Below are 17,732 nucleotides of genomic sequence, written 5' to 3' on the forward strand. Positions count from 1 at the left end.
ACGTTAGTACGAGAAGCTACCTGATTTTTTCTCCGTTACTACTCTACACGATGAGCCTGACTCAGGATTACATACTCAGTGTACACGGACTGTCCAAGTCATTTGCTGGTGTACGGGCGCTACAGGACGTGTGCTTCCAGCTACGAAGGGGGGAGGTACACGCGTTGATGGGTGAAAACGGCGCGGGCAAGTCTACCTTTATGCGGATCCTGGTCGGCATGGAAACCGCCGATGCGGGTACTATCCTTTTTGAAGGAAATGAATTGAAGAGCAGCGGCGTCCGGCAGTCCCGGCGCTTTGGCATATCCATGATCCACCAGGAAATGCTGGTGGTACCCGAGCTGACGGTAGCGCAGAATATCTTTCTGGGCCGGGAAAAGAAAAAGACTTTATTTGGTTTCCTTCCCGGTTTCTCCGACGACCGTACCATGTCCGCTGAGGCCGGGGTACTGTTGCAAAAGCTGGGACTGAACCTCGACCCGGACCTACCCATGAAGTACCTCAGCGTAGCCGAGATGCAAATGGTAGAGATTGCCAAAGCTATTTCTAACGACGCCAAAGTCATTATTATGGATGAGCCTACGTCGGCCATTTCGGACCGGGAGGTAGCGGCGCTGTTTGAAGTAATCGAAGATCTTAAATGCAAGGGGGTAGCGATCATCTACATCTCCCACAAAATGGAGGAGGTATACAAGATCTGTGATACCATTACGGTCCTGCGGGATGGGAAGTATATAGGTACCCGCCCTGCCTCCGAATTGGACAAAAATGGGTTGATCACCATGATGGTAGGCCGGGAGATCAGTGACCTGTTCCCAGCGTCTACGGCCGCAAAGGGCGAGGCCTTGCTGTCAGTACGTGGGTTGAGCCAGGTTGGTAAATTCACCAACATCCATTTTGACGTACACCGGGGCGAAGTGCTGGGTATAGCCGGTCTGATGGGAGCGGGGCGTACCGAAGTCGCCCGTGCCCTCGTGGGGCTGGACAAACCTACGGGCGGGGAGGTATATTTTAAGGGAAAGCTTACAACTATAAAAACACCCAGTGATGCCATCCGGCAGGGGATCGGGTATGTCAGCGAAGACCGAAAAGGCTTTGGCTTCATCCCTGAACTATCCGTCGTAAATAACCTGACGTTATCCAGCCTGCCTCGCCACCGCAAGGGAGTTTTTGTCAATGAGAAAAGCGAACAGAGCGCGGCAGAGGAGATGATCAGGGAGCTGAAAATAAAAGTCTCGGGCCCTGACCAGAAAGTAGGCGTACTAAGCGGTGGTAACCAGCAAAAGGTAGTGATCGGGAAGGTACTGCTGACGGAGCCGGAACTGATCATTCTGGACGAGCCGACCCGCGGGATTGATATTGGAGCCAAGCACGAAATCTATAAGCTCATTACCCGGCTGACCGAGGCGGGGATGGCCGTTATTCTTATTTCGTCGGAGCTGCCGGAGATACTGGGGCTGTGTGATCGGGTAGTGGTGCTGTCCAAAGGCCGGCAGACGGCTCTGCTCTCCAAAGAAGAAATTACGCAGGAAACAATCATGAAACACGCGATGGAGTTCTCCAAACCCGTCGACCTACTACTCAATGAGGAATGAAAGAAACCCTAACCGCCTATTTTAACCGCTCTGCCGAAAGCCCTGCTATCCAGACTAAGCGTATTGGGAAGTACGGTATATTCCTGGCTTTTATCCTGCTCTGCATCCTGCTTTCGCTGATGACGCCCCGCTTCCTCACCGTGGCCAATCTAACCATCATTGTTACGCAGGTGTCTATCAACGCCCTGCTGGCCTTTGGCGTAACCTTTGTGATCCTGACGGGTGGCATTGACCTATCGCTGGGCTCTATGGTGGCAGTGACAGGTGTAGTGGCGGCGACCTTTGCTCATCCCGACGACTACCCGCTCCTGGTACCTATCGGAGTGGGGTTACTGGCGGGAGTAATCTTTGGCGCGCTTAATGGCTTCGTCATTACCCGTAGCAGGGTTGCTCCCTTTATCGTGACGTTAGGTACCATGACCATCGGCCGCGGCCTCGCCCTGATCATCAGCAAAGGCAGGCCTATCTCCAACCTCTCTGACTCCTTTAACTTCATCGGCGGCGGGCACCTGTTTGGCATTCCATTCCCAATCGTTATCCTCCTGATCGCCTTCGCCGTCTGTTCTTTGATTCTTAGAAAAACAATACTGGGACGCTACATCTACGCCATTGGAGGCAACGAGCAGGCTGCCCGTGCGTCGGGTATACAGGTAAGCCGGGTTAAAATGTGGGTATATACCATCAGCGGCCTGCTGGCCGCCGTAGCCGGTATTGTCCTTACGTCCCGCATCACGACCGGACAGCCCAATGCAGGTGTGGGATTTGAACTGAGTGCCATTGCCGCGGCTATTATCGGCGGTACCAGTACCTCGGGCGGCAGCGGCACCATGGCGGGTACCCTTATTGGCGCTCTACTGATCGGGGTGATCAGCAATGGCCTGGACCTGCTCAACGTTACCTCGTACTATCAGCAGGTGGTCATGGGCGCTATCATTATCGGAGCGGTGGTGCTGGATGGCTTAAACAAAAAATCATCCTAGCTACGCCAGTACTGATAATCAGAAAAAAATATGCAACGTATAAAGAGTATCCGTTGCCAATGTGTTGCTTACTAATCAACTGACTGTCTGCTGGTTTTAGTGATAAAGTATTAAGCTTGATGGAAGTAATATCCATTCAGGGGCTCAAAAAGGCATATTTCTTCCAAAAGCCGCATAACACTTATCATCCACAATGGGTTTGGCAGAAGTCATATCAAAACCTATCTCTAACCTGTTAGCACATTTCCTTTCCGGAAAAGCTACAAGCTGGACTTTGCAATGGAGGGAAAAAAAGCGCATCGAAATACTGCTCAGCCTATTGCTATAGAAGAGCAATTTCGAATCATGGCTGACACGGCACCCGTAATGATCTGGATTTCGGGGACGGATAAACTATGCTACTGTTTTAATCAGGGATGGCTGACCTTTACCGGGCGCTGCATGGAAGAGGAGTACGGTAACGGCTGGGCCGAAGGCGTTCATCCGGATGATTTTGATCGTTGTCTGCAAATTTATACTAGTCACTTTGATCAGCAGAAAGAGTTTAAGATGGACTATCGGCTCAGGAGGCACGATGGGGTGTACCGCTGGATTCTGGACCATGGGGTACCTCGTTACACCGCCACGGGGGAGTTTGCCGGTTTTATAGGATCTTGTATTGACATAGAAGAGAAGAAGCAGGTAGAAACCTCCCTGGAAAAAATAGTACTGCAACGGACAAAGGATCTCCAGCAGGCCATTTTTGAACTGCGACGTTCTAATCAGGAGCTGGAGCAATTTGCATATGCGGCTTCCCATGATATGAAAGAGCCGCTACGGAAGATACTCGTCTATAGTGAAGCTGTTTTGTCCGACCCGGATAGTACAGAGCAGTTTGTCCCTAAAATCCAGGGCGCAGCCCGACGAATGACCGCTTTGGTAGAAAATCTGCTGGAGCTTTCTAAGGCAGTCAAGGACGAAAAGCTATACGAAGAGGTAAATCTGAATGAAATAATCAGCGAGGTTAACACTGATCTGGAACTGGTTATTACTGAGAAGCAGGCAGCCATTACCAGTGATCAGCTCCCTACTATCAAAGCCATTCCGGAGCAGATGCGGCAGCTTTTCCGGAATCTATTGAGCAACGCCCTTAAGTACAGCAAAGAATCGGTGCCACCCAGTGTACATATAACGGCAGAATGGGTCAGGGATATACCACCGTCTTTTTTAGATAGATGGGTTCCCGGCAGAGAGTATGTGGAGATAACAGTCGAGGATAACGGTATCGGTTTTGATCCTCAGTACGCAGATGTGATATTCAATACTTTTCAGCGGCTTCATACCGACAATCAGTTTCCGGGTACCGGCGTAGGGCTGGCTCTATGCAAAAAGGTAGTACATAACCATGAGGGTGAAATATTCGCCGAATCCCAGGAGGACCAGGGAGCTCGATTTCGGATTATTCTGCCTGTGTAAGCTATTCCATCTCTTCCCTCTGATTCTTACTTCCTGCTTATATCTGGGCAGAGGCTACTGGTATGCTGGCAGGGAGGAATAAGTCTCCTTTCGTTATTTTCTTGCCTATCCAGGTAGGGGTAAATCGCCCCGCACTTCTTCTTTGCTTATAGGACGAGCTCCCAGGTGGTAGGTGTGGGCTCGGCAGTTTTATTTTCAGACTATTCTTATCTTAATACGTACTATGAAAAGTGCCTCTTCTTCTATTTTACAAGCTACTATTCTGTTTCTGGGATTGTACCTGTCCGGCTGTAACCAGTCCGGCGGAGACGGTGCTGGCGGAAAGGACAAAATCGTAGTAGGCGTATCCATGCTGAGTATGCAGAACGAGTTTATCGTCAACGTCGCCGATGAAATCGAGAAGAAAGCGGAAGAAATGGGCGTAGAATTGATTACGGTGGATGCCGAGCGCTCCCCGCTGAAGCAGATTGAGCAGGTAGAAAGTTTTATCGCTCAGGATGTGGATGTCATCATCATGAATCCCTGCGAAGTAGAGGCCAGCTCACCGGCTGTGACCAAAGCACTGGCTGCCAAGGTACCTATCATCAATGTCAACTCGGCCACCAGCTCCAATCCAACGGCTTTTGTAGGCTCAGATGACGTGGAGTCAGGGCGCATCGCCATGGAGTACATCGCCAAGCGTTTGGGGGGTAAGGGCAACGTCATCATGATCCACGGCTATATGGGGCAGGCGGCGCAGCTCCAGCGGGAGCAGGGCGCACGTGAGGTACTCAAGAAGTACCCCGGACTGAAGCTGATTGCGCACCAGAGTGGTGAATGGGATCGGGCCAAGGCCATGTCACTCACCGAAAACTGGATACAATCGTACGGCGGACAGATCAACGCAATCTTCGCGCACAATGATGAAATGGGCATGGGAGCCGTGAAGGCCCTCTCAGATGCTGGTATGAAGGATAAGGTCGTGGTAGTAAGTGTGGACGCTATCCCTGATGCGCTGCAGGCCGTTCAGAAAGGTACCCTGGATGCCACCGTGTTCCAGAATGCCGAGCAGCAGGGTTCCAAAGCCATCGAAACAGCCGTAAAAATTGTCAAAGGCCAACCTTTCGATGCCCAGACGCTGGTACCTTTCCAGCTTGTTACGAAGGAGAATGTAGGGCAGTATATCAAGTAGGTCCATGATATAAGTACCCGTGGCACCGCTTAAAGCGCTGCCACGGGTGCACCGCTCCGCTACCGCCGGTTTGCAACCGGTGGAATAAAATAATCTAAGTTTTCAACTTAAATAAACCCATGAGCCGCAACTACAAGATACTCGATCAGGGCGGGGTATATTTTGTCACTATGACCGTTGTCGGCTGGATTGATCTGTTTACGCGAAAAGAATATCGGGATCTTTTCCTGGACAGTTTTCGCTATTGCCAGCAAGAAAAAGGGTTGGTTGTATATGCCTGGTGCATTATGTCTAACCATATCCACCTGATCCTAAGAGCGGAGGAGGGGAACCTTTCGAATGTGATTCGAGATCTTAAAAAGTTTACAAGCAAAAAGTTGTTTGCCGCTATTGAGGCGAATCCTGAAGAGAGTCGACGCAATTGGATACTGGCGATCTTTCGCAAAAGCGGTGAGTTCAACACCAATAACGTAAACTTTCAGGTGTGGCAGCAGCACAATCAGCCTGTTGAATTGTATTCGCCTGCTGTACTCGAACAACAGCTCAATTATATTCACGAGAACCCGGTTAAGGCGGGTTGGGTAGAGAATTCATGGGAATACTTGTATAGTAGCGCCCGTGATTATGCAGACCAGAAAGGATTATTGATGATTGAATTAATTTAGTTTTGGATACTACAGTCATAGACTATAATTATATTTAGCCACCGGTTACAAACCGGCGGCAGCTGTAGAAAAAGTAGTGGAAGAGTTCCACTTGTCGCGTCTATGGAAATGCACCTAGTTCTCGACTAAGACCCGTTAGGGGTTTTATAAATTTAGAATTGACAACATGAAATTCCTAAGTATTCTTCTACTCCATATCCTCTGCCTTGCCTCAACTACCTATGCGCAGGGGGATCAAAAGAATGTTTTCCCAGACGGTACCCCCATGTCCCCCTGGTTTCTGGATTACACCAAGGTAAAGCTAAGCGATTTGGGCAAGCAGTACGTAATTACCAGCTTCGGGGTTAAACAGGATAGTACCTTAGTGCAGACCAAAGCTATTCAGAAAGCCATTGACGAGGCCGCTCGTAAGGGAGGAGGGGTAGTGGTAATTCCGAAGGGTACCTTTATGAGTGGAGCCCTGTTCTTCAAGCCCAAGACTCACCTGTACGTTTCGGAAGGTGGCAAGTTGAAAGGCTCAGATAACATCGCGGACTACCCCAGCATGCCCTCACGGATGGAAGGGCAGAGCCTCGACTACTTCCCAGCCCTGGTTAATGCCTACGGAGTTAATGGATTCACGATCTCGGGCAAAGGTACCATTGATGGCAATGGACTCAAATACTGGGAGGCTTTCTGGCAGCGCCGCAAGGAGAATCCGCAGTGTACCAATCTGGAAGTAAGCCGTCCGCGCCTGGTATTTGTCTGGAACAGTAACGATGTACAGGTACAGGACGTAAATCTGCATAATGCCGGCTTCTGGACCAGCCACTACTACAAGTGCAACAACGTGAAGATCCTCGATCTGCACATCTCTTCGCCCCATAGCCCTGTCAAGGCTCCCAGCACCGACGCTATTGATATTGATGCCTGTAACAATGTACTGGTGAAGGGCTGCTACATGTCTGTAAACGATGATGCTATTGCGCTGAAAGGCGGTAAAGGTCCCTGGGCGGATACTGACTCAACCAACGGGGCCAATACCAACATCCTGATCGAAGACTGCAAATTTGGCTTCTGCCACGCCGCCCTTACCTGCGGAAGCGAAGCCATTCATAACAAGAACATAGTCATGCGGAATTGCCACGTGGATGAAGCCATGCGGGTACTATGGCTCAAAATGCGCCCCGACACCCCTCAGAAATATGAGCACATACGGGTTGAAGGCATAACAGGGCAGGCCCACAGCCTGATCTATGTCAAGCCCTGGACGCAGTTCTTCGACCTGAAAGGCCGCAAGGAGGTGCCCTTGTCGTACTCGCAGTACATTACTTTGAAGAATATCGACATGAAGTGCGCTGTATTCTTTGATATCGCCATCACGGAATACGACAAACTCGCACAGTTTAGCTTTGAGAATCTCAAAATAGAAGCCAGGAATGATGCGTACAACAAAAGCATCATCGATGGTATTACTTTCAAAAACGTAGTGGTGAACGGGAAATCAATTCTCTAAACCTAGTCTACGAGCTTAGTACTTCCGCTACGGGTACATCAAGGTGAATAGCTGCTTCCCCAGGTGGCTAATCACCTTTTTCCTTTTTAGGCTAATGAAAATTATAATTAATCGCAGAGTAGTCCAAAACGCTGGATTCGAGTCATTATAAATAGCAGGTAGTTAGCTTTCTACTAGTAGTCGCTAGCTGCTGTAATGGAATAAGCTCTGAGAGCCTTACTTCCATGTTTTACCAGAATTATTAATCAGGAGGATTAGCTGAAGTTTACTCTACTTCTACGCTGAGTGCTACCGAACGTATTCTTGTCAACTACTAACCTATTACCTAGTGCAGGAAGTATCAGAAACATTTTGGTTATGGCAGCTTCTGGGCCGGCTTCACCCCCTGATCGTCCATTTTCCGCTTAGTTTGCTATGCGTGGCTCTGCTGGTAGAGGTCATCTCCTGGCGGAGACCCACTAATGAGTACCGGGCCGGGATTACCCTGATGGTCAGGATAGGTGCCATTAGCTCGGTAGTAGCCGTTGTTTTTGGATTACTACTTGCCAATCAGGAAGGGTACAGCGGCGATATCGTGACCATCCACCAGTGGTCCGGACTGGCCACCATGGCTCTGTCCTTTGTGACCCTAATGGCGCTACGGTCGGGTCGTTTGGCCCTATACAGGTCTATGCTGGCACTGACCGTAGTGGGCGTCACCGTGGCGGGGCACTACGGGGCCCTGTTGACGCATGGTGAAGATTACCTCACCAGTGTACTGCCGCTGGATGATGCACAGAAAGCTCCCGGAAACACCGCCGCTGTTTTTACCTTCGCCAGTAACAGCACCAACGGACCTCTGACCGCCCAGCAGGTAGAAGAACTAAATCTGGAGGTACGTTCCATACTGGCTCATAATTGCTACAGCTGCCACAGTGCTACCAAAATGAAGGGTGAGCTACGCCTGGATAAAAAGGAGCTGGTCATGAAGGGGGGAGAAAGCGGACCCGTTATTGTGGCGAACCATCCGGAAGACAGCGAGCTAATCCGGAGGATTACCCTTCCGGCCGGTCATAAGGAGGCTATGCCTACCAAGGGAAAGCGGCTCACAGACAGAGAAGTAGCTATACTCGAATTCTGGATCAAACAGGGGGCACCCTGGCCGAGTGGAGCTGAGAAGAGTATTTACAAAGTAGCGGCTCTGGAGCCGCGCCTGCCATTATTGCCACCTGCTACTAATGGCCTCACCAATCCCGTTGATCGGTTTGTAAATGTCTATTTTCAGAAGAATAATGTAAGCTGGCAAAAGGTTGTGGACGATCGTACCTACATCCGACGCGTCTTTCTGGACGTGGTGGGGCTACTGCCTCCTCCCGAGAAGGTGCAGGCTTTTGTGGCGGATACCCGCCCGGATAAGCGGGAGGTACTGGTCAAGGAGCTACTTAAACGCAACGAGGACTACGCCCAGCACTGGCTGACTTTCTGGAACGATGCTCTCCGCAACGACTATACCGGCACGGGCTACATCACCGGCGGGCGCTTTGATATTACCAGGTGGCTATACAGCTCTTTGAAGACAAACAAACCCTACAACTGGTTTGTGAGAGAGCTTATTAGCCCAACCAAAGAATCAGAAGGCTTCATCAAGGGGATACAGTGGCGCGGCACGATCAATTCCAGCCAGCGTACCGAGATGCAGGCCGCTCAGAATGTCTCGCAGGTATTCCTGGGGCTGAACCTCAAGTGCGCCTCCTGCCACGACAGCTTTATCAGCGACTGGAAGCTGGAGGATGCCTACGCATTTGCCAATGTATTTTCTGATACTACCCTAGAGATCAACCACTGCGACAAGCCTACCGGAAAAATGGCCGGACGTCGCATACTCTTCAAAGAATTAGGAGAAATCAGTGTAGATGCCCCCACCGAAAAACGGCTACGCGAGCTGGCTGACTTCCTGGTGCAGCCAAAGGATGGCCGGCTGTACCGTACGCTGGTAAACCGGATCTGGGCCCAGCTGATGGGACGTGGAATTATAGAGCCAGTGGATATGATGGACAATGCTCCCTGGAGCCAGGACCTGCTGGACTACCTGGCGTACGATTTTGTACAACAAGGCTATGACATCAAGAAGCTGCTGTACACGGTACTAACCTCCCGTACCTACCAGCTACCTACCGTAGGAGTACAGGAGGCAGAGCTACTGATGGCACCTGACTACGTATTTAAAGGCATGGTTCGTCGTCGGCTTACGGCTGAGCAGTTTGCCGATGCCGTCAGTGTGGCCTTCAATCCTCTCTACGCTGACTCGGCCATTGTCTATAAGCGGCTACCGGAAACCATTCAGCAGGAAATCCCTTTTGTACGCGCCGCTTTGGTAAAGAATGATCCTTTCCTGACTGCTCTGGGGCGACCCAATCGGGAGACCGTCAGCACCGCCCGAACCTCGCAGGCTAATCTGCTGCAGGCGCTGGAGCTGACCAATGGTAATAAGTTGAATAAGACCCTGAAAGCTGGTGCCGAACGCTGGCGGACTCAGTATCCGGCTACGGATGCGCTGGTACGGGAACTCTACCGAAAGGCGCTGGGACGAGATCCCTCGGCCAAAGAACTAGCCGTAGCTGAGAAAATGCTGGGCAAGCAACCTAATGTGGCCGGGGTACAGGACCTGGCCTGGGCGATTGTACTACATCCTGAATTTCAGTTGATCTTCTAGCTATGAGTAGAATAGTAAATACCTGGAACCGGCGGGAGTTTTTGCAACGTACCAGTGCCGCTACGCTGGCCGCCCTGGCCGCGGGGGCTCCCGTGAGCAGCCTGCTCTCAGGTTGTACAGGCAAGGCGGGTGGTACCAAAGGTACCGCTGATACAGTAATCCTGCTCTGGATGGCGGGCGGAATGGCCCATACCGAAACCTTCGACCCCAAGCGCTATACACCCTTCGAAAAGGACATGGAGGGTAATCGGGTGCTGAGTACCTTCAAATCAGTACCTACTGTTTTGGATGGAATCCACCTTTCCGAAGGGCTGGAGTCCATCGGAAAGGTGATGGATAAAGGTACCCTCATCCGATCTTACGTAGCCGCTGATCTGGGGCACATCCTGCATTCGCGCCACCAGTACCACTGGCATACCGGCTATGAGCCCCCCCAGACAGTAGCCGCCCCTCACATAGGCGCTTGGATAGCGAAAGAGTTAGGACCTAAAAATCCGGTCATACCTGCTTTTATTGACATTGGACAACGATTCACCGTAGGCGAGGGTGAAGAACTGAAAGCCTTTCACACGGCCGGTTTCCTAGGTAATGAGTTCGGTCCTTTCTTCATACCCGACCCCAGTAAAGGGCTGGAGAGCGTACGTCCTCCAGTAGGGATGGATGCGAAGCGGTTTGAGCGGCGCAATCAGTTGTACAACGAACTCATAAGCAATAGTCCTCACGGGGAGTATGGAAGTGACTATCAGAAAGAGTCCCTGCGAAGGTCGATGGAGCAAGCCTATATGCTGCTCAATTCGCCCGAAGCCAAGGCATTTGATCTGACTAATGAGCCAAAGGAGAGCTACGATGTGTACAATACCGGGCGCTTTGGGCTGGGCTGTCTGCTGGCGCGACGGCTTACGGAGCAGGGCGCCCGATTTATCAGCGTGACCACGGAGTATGAGCCATTCATGGGCTGGGACACACACGAAAACGGCCACACCCGACTGCAGGATATGAAAAAGATGATTAACGGGCCGGTAGCGCAGCTGATCAAAGACCTGGACAAAACGGGCCATCTGGACCGAACCCTGGTGATCCTAGCCAGTGAATTCAGCCGGGATATGATGGTGGAAGGCCGACCCGACGCTAAAGTACTGGAGCAGGTCAATCAGCCGGATATACTATCGGATATCAAATTCTACGGCATGCACAGACATTTCACGGACGGATGCTCAGTACTGATGTTCGGAGGAGGAATCAAGAAAGGATTTGTGTACGGAAAGACGGCGGACGAGCGTCCCTGTAAAACCATCGAGAACCCGGTACGCATTGACGGTATTCACCAGACCATCTACCATGCGCTGGGTATTCCGCCTGATACCAACTATGAAATAGAAAAACGACCTTTCTACACTACTCCCGATGGCAAAGGAAAACCCGTAATGGATTTGCTCTCCTGAGTAGGATCGAAAGCTTTACAATAGGCCGCAAGAGGAAGAGAGACTTAATCCCTCCCTAAAACATATTCAGTATGCGCAGGAAACTTTACAGCCTGGTATATATAGCAGCAGGTATTGCCTGTACTATACAGTCATGTACTACCGGCTCCGCTACCTTAGGTGATGAGAAGTTGCCCGAGGTAGTCAGCTACAACTTTGACATCCGGCCCATTCTCTCCGACAAGTGTTTTGCCTGCCATGGCCCCGATGCCAACAAGCGGGAGGCGGGCTTGCGACTGGACATGGCGGATAGTGCCTACAAGGCGTTGGCTGATAATCCCGGAGCACACGCTATTGTTCCCGGTAAGCCCGAGCTGTCAGAAGTGTTTCGGAGAGTGTCATCCCAAGATACTAGTATCATTATGCCTCCCAAGGACTCTAACCTCAAGCTCACAAGCCGCGAAATAGATCTAATCGAAAAATGGATCAAGCAGGGGGCAAAGTATGAGAAGCACTGGGCCTTTGTAATACCTCAAAAACCAGCCCTGCCACAGGTAGAAAAGCAGGATTGGCCCCGAAACGAAATTGACTATTTTGTACTACACAAGCAGGAGCAAAGAGGCCTGGTACCCAACGAGGAGGCCGATAAAGAGCGCCTGCTGAAGCGGCTCAGTCTGGATATTACCGGCCTGCCACCCAGCCTGGCCCTGATGGAGCAGTTCATGGCGGACAACAGCCCCAAAGCCTACGAAAAGGTAGTGGACCAGCTCCTGAAGAGCCCGGCCTATGGCGAGCGGATGGCGCTGCACTGGCTGGACCTGGCTCGATACGCCGATTCACATGGCTATCAGGACGATGGCTACCGTACGCAGTGGCCCTGGCGCGACTGGGTCATTCACGCGCTGAACCGAAACATGCCTTATGACCAGTTTGTGACCTGGCAGTTGGCGGGGGATCTGCTGCCCAAGAAAAATGATAAGGTAGCGAAGGAGCAATTATTGGCAACTGGCTTCAACCGAAATCATAAAATTACGGAAGAAGGAGGTGTCATTCCCGAAGAGTATCGGGTCTCCTACGTCACCGACCGCACAGATCTGTTGGGGAAAGGCCTGCTGGGCGTAACAGTTGAATGCGCCCGTTGCCACGATCATAAGTACGATCCATTCTCTCAGAAAGAATACTACCAGCTCTACGCCTTCTTCAACAATGTAGACGAAAAAGGCATTGAATCCGTGATCGGTGGCCCCGAAACCTACGCTAAGAAGCCCCTGATGGAGATCAGCAACGAGGAGGTCAAAAGCATCCTGACGTTTATCAATAAGCCCGACACCAACCGACTTATCGTGTCGGTGATGGGGGACCTGGATACGCTACGCAAGTCGTATATCCTCAATCGGGGAGAGTATGATAACCTGGGAGAGGAAGTACAGGCAGGTACTCCGCAGGCCATTTTACCTTTCAACCCCAAGTACCCTAAAAACCGCCTGGGCCTGACTCAATGGATGTTTGATAAGAACAATCCTCTCACCGCTCGGGTGTTTGTCAACCAGGTCTGGCAGGAGCTATTTGGACAGGGCATTGTAAAAACGGCCGGAGACTTTGGTATGCAGGGCGAACTCCCATCGCACCCCCAGTTGCTGGACTGGCTGGCGGTTGATTTTCGGGAGCACGGCTGGGATATCAAGCGGCTGGTGAAGCAGATGGTTATGTCTGCTACCTACCGCCAGTCAGCCGTTATCACTAAAGACAAGCTACAGGCCGACCCGGACAATATACTACTGGCCCGGGGCCCCCGCTACCGCATTCATGCGGAGTTTGTACGGGACCTGGTGCTATCCAGCAGTGGCCTGCTCCATCTGGCTATTGGTGGTCCTCCCGTGAAGCCTTACCAGCCTGCCGGGCTATGGGAAGGAGCTACGTCGGGCCGTGGGCTGCTTTCTGCCTATAACCAGGATCATGGCTCGGCGCTGTACCGACGGGGCATGTACACGCTCATCAAGCGCACGGTACCCCCACCCGCCCTGGGTATCTTCGACGCCAGCAACCGTGACCAGTGTGAAGTAAAGCGACTTAAAACGAATACGCCCCTGCAGGCGCTGGTTATGATGAACGACCCGGCCGTGTTGGAGGCATCCCGGGTACTGGCAACCCGTCTGTTGCAGGAGAAGGGTTCAACTCAGGACCAGATCACCAAAGCCTTCCGGCTGATCGTCTGCCGAAAACCAAGCGAGAAGGAGCTTTCACTACTGACTACTTACTACGATAAGGAGCTGAAAAAGATAGAGGCCTCCACCGCCGAAAAGATAGTATCCGTAGGAGAGTACCCCCTGGCTCAGGGTGTGGATAAAAAGAAGCTTGCTGCCCTGATGCGGGTGGTAAATACCCTCTATAATCTGGAAGAAACTATTACAAAAACCTAGCTGGTATGGAAAAGGAGATGTTAGAATACGGGATGAGCTTTAACAGGCGCCGCTTCCTGTCCAGTCTAAGTCTGGGGCTGGGAGGGGTCGCTTTGGGCTCCCTCATGATTCCTGACCTCTTTAAAGGAGGAGGAAGAGGAGAGGATGGGCTAACACCCGGTATTCCTCATTTTGCTCCCAAAGCCAAGCGGGTCATCTACCTGTTCCAGAACGGAGCACCCTCGCAGCAGGAGCTATTCGACTACAAGCCGAAGCTGAGGGATATGATGGGGCAGGAGATACCGCCTTCGGTACGGGGCAACCAGCGATTAACGGGTATGACAGCCAATCAAAGTTCATTTCCGCTGGTAGGCTCTTTTGTGGATTTTAAACAGTACGGCCAGTCCCGCGCATGGGTAAGTGACCTGATGCCTTACACGGCCAAGATCGTGGATGATCTTTGTATCATCAGGTCCATGTATACCGAAGCCATCAACCATGATCCGGCGCTTACCTTCTTGCAAACCGGCTCGCAGCAGGGCAACCGGCCGAGTATGGGAGCCTGGCTGAGCTACGGGTTAGGGAATGAAAACAAAAACCTACCCGATTTTACAGTACTGCTTTCGCGGGGAGTCGGCAACGGACAGGGCGTGTATTCCAAGCTATGGTCCAACGGCTTCCTGGACTCTATTCACCAGGGGGTGCAGTTTAGTAAGGGCGAAGATCCGGTACTGTACCTGCGCGACCCGGAGGGGATGAACCGGCACGACCGGCGACAGATGCTGGACCAGCTCTCCGAGCTGAATCAGCTAGCCTACGATGAGTTTGGCGACCCGGAGATCATGGCAAAGGTTAAGCAGTACGAAATGGCCTACCGCATGCAGACTGCCATACCCGAAGTGATGGATCTGTCGCGGGAGTCGGATGATATCATCAAGCTCTATGGTCCTGACTGCCTCGTACCCGGTACCTACGCGGCCAACTGTCTGCTGGCGCGTAAGCTGTCCGAGAGTGGCGTTCGCTTTGTGCAGCTGTACCACCAGGGTTGGGACCAGCACGGCAATCTACCCTTCGAGATAACCAGTCAGGCCAAAGATGTAGATCAGGCGTCGGCCGCGCTGGTGACCGACCTCAAGCAGCGCGGACTCCTGGACGAAACACTGGTAATCTGGGGCGGTGAATTTGGCCGTACCAGCTATACCCAGGGCAAACTGACTAAGGATAATTACGGCCGTGATCACCACCCGCGGTGCTTTACGATCTGGATGGCTGGTGGCGGTATCAAACCCGGTATCGTCTACGGCGAAACTGACGAACTTGGCTATAACATCAGCCGTAATCCGGTACATGTACACGATTTTCAGGCTACGGTGCTGCATCAGTTGGGGCTGGACCACGAGAAGCTGATTTTCAAGCACCAGGGCCGCCGCTACCGGCTTACCGATATCTCCGGAAAAGTAGTCAGGGATATAATTAGCTAGGAGCTAGTAGGTTTTCCGTCCTATCGGTAGGAAACCTGGAGCCTGTTTGGCACAGGCCATGGGGTAGATAGAGAAGCAAAGAAATTCTTTTATATGAATAGCAAAGTCAAAGGAATAGCCGAACAGGTACTTATAGCCGCCGGTATCTTTATCCTGTTTCTACTACTGGTAGAGGACCGGCTGGTGGTACCTGTGTGGCTGCAGCCTTTTGGCCGAATGCACCCTATGCTCCTGCACTTTCCCCTGGTCATCCTGCTCCTGGCGATGGGGATGGAATTCTTTCGGTTCAACAGCCGCTACGCTGCTGAGCCCTTCTACCGCGTCTTCCTCAATAACCTGCTCCTGTTCGGCGCGTTATCATCGGCTCTGGCCGTGATCATGGGATTGTTCCTTGCCCGCGAAGAGGGCTATACCGGAGAAACGCTGCAATGGCATAAATGGGCAGGGATCAGTGTATTTGGGCTGTCTCTCCTGCTATACTGGAGCCGGAGTGCCTCCTGGTACAAGGCGGCTACGGCTCGGGGCGGAGCCCTCCTCATGGTGGTTCTTCTGCTCGTAGCCGGGCATTATGGAGCTACCCTTACCCATGGCGATGGCTTTGTGGTAGAGCCTTTGATGGGGCAAAAGCAGGAAGACCTTGTCCCGCTCGAAGAGGCCCAGGTATTTGATCATGTCATCCAGCCCATCTTCCAGCAGAAGTGCGTGAGCTGCCATAACTCCGGGAAGAGCAAAGGCGGACTACTACTCACCGACGAAGCCGCCATTCGGAAAGGAGGGAAAACCGGGCAACTGTTTGTAGCCGGAATGCCGGAGCAGAGCCTGCTGCTGAAACGCCTGCACCTGCCTATGGAGGAAAAGAAGCATATGCCGCCTAAGGGCAAGGAACAGTTAACGACGGAAGAGATAGCGTTGCTGTCGTGGTGGGTGAAGGGCCGGGCTGAATTTAGAAAGAAGGTACTTGACCTGCCCGCTACGGATACATTGAGGATTCTGGCCGCAAGCATGTTCAACACTGAGAGTCCCACGGAGCTTTACACTTTCGCGGCGGCGGATGACGATGTTATTCAGAAGCTCACTAATAACTACCGTTCTATTGCGCCCCTGGCGAGGGAGTCGCCCGCCTTATCGGTCAATATCTACAATAAGAATGAATATGCCCCGGAGCAGATAGAGGAGCTGAGCGAGCTTAAGAAGCAGATCGTATTCCTGAACCTGTCGAAGATGCCCGTTAAAGATGCGGATCTGAAAAAGATCAGCCAGTTTGAGAATCTGCAAAAGCTGAATCTGAACTTTACGGATATTTCGGGCAAAGGACTCAGCGAGCTGGCTTCTTTGACGAAGCTGAAGAGTCTTTCCCTGTCCGGAACGCAGGTGGCCTACGCAGATTTGCAAAAGTCTTTAGGAGCCATCAAAAGCCTGCAGACCGTGTCGGTCTGGGATACCGGGCTGACGGATCAGGATATACAGCGGTTGCAAAAAGGATTTCCGGGCATCCGCTTCATTGCGGGCTTCCAGGACGATGGCCTTAACCCACTCAAATTGAATCCCCCACAGGCAGGCAACCAGTCCACGGTTTTTACGGAGTCGCTGCCCATGCTATTAAAGCATCCCATCCGGGGTGTCCAGATTCGGTACACCACCGACGGTACAGAGCCCGACAGCGTTCATTCGCCCGTATTTAAGGAAGGTACCCTATTGCGTACAAGTACCTCCGTCAAAGCCCGGGCCTATAAGGAGGGGTGGCTGGGCAGTGAGGTGGCGCAAATCCACTTTTACAAGAGTACCTACAAGCCCGACAGCGTTCGGCTGCTGCTTCCGCTCAACCGGGTGCATCAGGCGGAGCGGAACCGTACCTTCTTCAATGAAAAGCTGGGTACATTTAATGCCAATAGTCCCGCCTGGGCCAACAACTGGGCCGGCGTCCGGGATAATGACCTGGCCTTCGTAGCCGAATTCAAACAACCGGTAACCATTAGCTCCGTTGCTCTGCGTACGATGGTGGAGCCTGAGAATGGCATATTCCCGCCCGCTATGGTAGAGGTGTGGGGAGGTGCCACAGAGTCACAGCTGAAGCTGTTAGGTACCTATCGGCCCACAATACCTACCAAAAAAACCAAACCATCCCTCAGTGCCTATGGGCCTGCCTTCAAACCGCAATCCGTCACATTTATTAAAGTCGTAGCCAAACCGCTTAATGAGATGCCAGCCTGGCATAACAACAAGGGGAACAAGGCGCTGCTGCTGGTCGATGAGGTGTTTGTGAATTAGGGATAGGATAGTACTTCTACTTACCCAATCTATCCGTGCCACGGTTTAAACCGTGGCACGGGTTTACGGCGTATTTCAGGTAGTCCGGTATCTTATGCAGCTGCCTTTAC

11 protein-coding genes are annotated in these 17,732 nt (G+C 52.0%); all 11 read left to right on the top strand.

Going from position 1 to position 17,732, the window contains the following annotated elements; translation table 11 throughout:
• Positions 1 to 50: 50 nt before the first annotated feature.
• The 11 genes from JUB14_RS24965 (at position 51) to JUB14_RS25015 (ending at position 17,622) form a co-directional block, all read left to right on the top strand.
• Positions 51 to 1,595, top strand: coding sequence for a sugar ABC transporter ATP-binding protein (locus JUB14_RS24965; RefSeq protein WP_207509595.1), 1,545 nt, complete (start codon positions 51 to 53; stop codon positions 1,593 to 1,595).
• Positions 1,592 to 2,575: an ABC transporter permease gene (locus JUB14_RS24970; protein WP_207509596.1), complete on the top strand. Its 984-nt coding sequence runs from the start codon at positions 1,592 to 1,594 to the stop codon at positions 2,573 to 2,575. Before JUB14_RS24965 ends, JUB14_RS24970 begins: the two co-directional genes overlap by 4 nt.
• Before the next feature lie 279 nt (positions 2,576 to 2,854).
• On the top strand, positions 2,855 to 4,030 hold the full coding sequence (locus JUB14_RS24975; RefSeq protein ID WP_207509597.1) for a sensor histidine kinase: 1,176 nt from the start codon (positions 2,855 to 2,857) through the stop codon (positions 4,028 to 4,030).
• A gap of 223 nt (positions 4,031 to 4,253) precedes the next feature.
• The gene (locus tag JUB14_RS24980) at positions 4,254 to 5,201 is read left to right on the top strand and encodes a sugar ABC transporter substrate-binding protein (protein WP_207509598.1); all 948 of its coding nucleotides are present in this window, start codon (positions 4,254 to 4,256) and stop codon (positions 5,199 to 5,201) included.
• Between the two features lie 119 nt (positions 5,202 to 5,320).
• Positions 5,321 to 5,866: an REP-associated tyrosine transposase gene (locus JUB14_RS24985; protein ID WP_207509599.1), complete on the top strand. Its 546-nt coding sequence runs from the start codon at positions 5,321 to 5,323 to the stop codon at positions 5,864 to 5,866.
• A gap of 166 nt (positions 5,867 to 6,032) precedes the next feature.
• A complete protein-coding gene (locus JUB14_RS24990) occupies positions 6,033 to 7,361 on the top strand; it encodes a rhamnogalacturonidase (RefSeq protein WP_207509600.1) in 1,329 nt (442 codons plus the stop codon).
• A 328-nt stretch (positions 7,362 to 7,689) separates the two neighbouring features.
• The gene (locus tag JUB14_RS24995; RefSeq protein ID WP_207509601.1) at positions 7,690 to 10,053 is read left to right on the top strand and encodes a DUF1549 domain-containing protein; all 2,364 of its coding nucleotides are present in this window, start codon (positions 7,690 to 7,692) and stop codon (positions 10,051 to 10,053) included.
• A 2-nt stretch (positions 10,054 to 10,055) separates the two neighbouring features.
• Positions 10,056 to 11,495, top strand: a complete 1,440-nt coding sequence (locus tag JUB14_RS25000) for a DUF1501 domain-containing protein (protein WP_207509602.1) — start codon at positions 10,056 to 10,058, stop codon at positions 11,493 to 11,495.
• A gap of 71 nt (positions 11,496 to 11,566) precedes the next feature.
• Positions 11,567 to 13,894, top strand: a complete 2,328-nt coding sequence (locus JUB14_RS25005; RefSeq protein ID WP_207509603.1) for a PSD1 and planctomycete cytochrome C domain-containing protein — start codon at positions 11,567 to 11,569, stop codon at positions 13,892 to 13,894.
• Positions 13,895 to 13,899: 5 nt separating this feature from the next.
• Positions 13,900 to 15,354, top strand: a complete 1,455-nt coding sequence (locus tag JUB14_RS25010; protein ID WP_207509604.1) for a DUF1501 domain-containing protein — start codon at positions 13,900 to 13,902, stop codon at positions 15,352 to 15,354.
• Positions 15,355 to 15,447: 93 nt separating this feature from the next.
• Complete coding sequence (locus tag JUB14_RS25015; protein WP_207509605.1) at positions 15,448 to 17,622, top strand: c-type cytochrome domain-containing protein; 2,175 nt, start codon at positions 15,448 to 15,450, stop codon at positions 17,620 to 17,622.
• Positions 17,623 to 17,732: the final 110 nt, after the last annotated feature.

The sequence above is a fragment of the Telluribacter humicola genome (genome assembly GCF_017355935.1).
In the GTDB taxonomy this organism is placed as follows: Bacteria; Bacteroidota; Bacteroidia; order Cytophagales; family Spirosomataceae; genus Telluribacter; species Telluribacter humicola.